General features: G+C 40.1%; 2 protein-coding genes. One reads left to right on the top strand and one right to left on the bottom strand.

What is annotated here, in order from left to right; genetic code table 11:
- Positions 1–13: 13 nt before the first annotated feature.
- Complete coding sequence (locus tag AR334_RS28545; protein ID WP_066322436.1) at positions 14–208, bottom strand: hypothetical protein; 195 nt, start codon at positions 206–208, stop codon at positions 14–16.
- Between the two features lie 336 nt (positions 209–544).
- Between AR334_RS28545 and AR334_RS28550 the strand changes: the two genes are divergently transcribed.
- Positions 545–1,279 (top strand): alpha/beta fold hydrolase, encoded by a 735-nt coding sequence (locus tag AR334_RS28550; RefSeq protein WP_066322440.1) that lies wholly within the window; start codon positions 545–547, stop codon positions 1,277–1,279.
- Positions 1,280–1,624: the final 345 nt, after the last annotated feature.

Below are 1,624 nucleotides of genomic sequence, written 5' to 3' on the forward strand. Positions count from 1 at the left end.
TTTTGTCCGTTCATTATACACCCATTTTTCTGCGGGTATTGCTTGGCTTTTTCGTTTGCTGGCTTTTCATTTTTTTTGTTGACAGGTCGGCATTCGCTTTTCCTTTATCAGAGTAAGTCTGGTTCTTTTTGTTTTCAAGCTGCTGCTTCATTGCCTCTTGTAGGCAGATTTTCTTTTTTTGTGCTTCGGATTGATTATTCTCAGTCATAGGAATTTCTCCTTTTTGAATATGATAGTTAGTCCATTATAGTCTATTTTCGTTTTTTTGTGAAAGAACATCGAAAGCAAACATGGACAGAAAATTATGGTTTTCTATGTTAAATAATTTAAATCATTGTTACGATTCGAAGTAGGAAGGTTCAGAAACTATTTCCTTATTCGATGAACGGGCAGGTTTGTTAAGAAGAAACTCTATTAAAAGATTATAGAATAAGATTTAAAACTTAAAAAAGGATAAGTTCATTAATTATAGAATACTTTTAGAGAGTGTTCCTGAAAGCAGAGAGACGAACGCGTAACACTTTAATCAAAAGGAGAAATATTAATGGATAACGAATTATTAAAAAATCTTAGGAAGTCGGATCATTTACCAATCATCCTAGTGCCCGGATTCTGGCTAGGTGCGTGGGCTTGGGAAGAAGTTGCAGGAATTCTCCGTTCAAGTGGCTATAACGTTAGTTCTCTAACTCTGCCTGGCCTTGAATCAGTGGACGTAGACCGTTCCACAATTACACTATCTGACCATATTGACTCAATTTGCGAAGCTGTGAAGGCAGCTGAGGAGCCTGTTGTACTTGTTGTACACAGTGCAGCAGCGATTTCTGGATACGCGGTGAGTGATCGTATCCCTGAACAAATTGCAGCTATGGTTTATGTAGACACATTCCCTGCAAAGGATGCAATCAATCCGGCGTTCGACGCCAATGAGATGCCACTTCCTTCGTGGGAGGAACTAGATGAGGCAGACATCCGCGGGATGAGTGACGAACACCGCAACCTCTTGAAACAACGGGCAATTCCTGTTCCGGGTAATGTTGTACGCGAGACACCAGTATTGGTTAACGATAGGCGGTTGGTTGTACCGAGTACAGTTGTTTGCACGTCTCACTCATCTGATGAATTGAAATCAGTTGTTAGAGAAGGCTTTACGTGGATAAGAGGTCTTTCGGAGCTTCAAGATGTCACATACATTGATCTAGCAACACATCACTGGCCAATGTGGTCTCGTCCGAAAGAGCTGGCAACCATAATAGGAAATGTTGCACAGCGTAAGCATTGAGGGCTTTTATAAAAAATATTTAGTAACATTTTATTTTAAAGCTATTTTGAAAAAATGACCTTAAAGTAAAGAAGGCATTGATCCAAGTAGGATTGATGCCTTTTTTCGAAATGTTTTCTTGTGCTAAAGAGGCAGCATACCTGTAATAACTGAAATACTACTAAAAAGTTTGTGAAGAAATGTACTTAAGCTAAAGGGTAGCATTACTGGAACAACGGTAATGCTTTTTCTTATTGAAGTAACGGAGCAGGTGTGCGGCCGAGCTAGGTCGTATCATATAGCGGGTGGGATTCCCGTCGAGTAAGAACTAGCCATTCGCTCGTAGCGAGTCTTGGAGGGCTAAAG

It is taken from the genome of Bacillus sp. FJAT-29814 (assembly GCF_001510715.1).
Classification (GTDB): Bacteria; Bacillota; Bacilli; order Bacillales; family Cytobacillaceae; genus Neobacillus.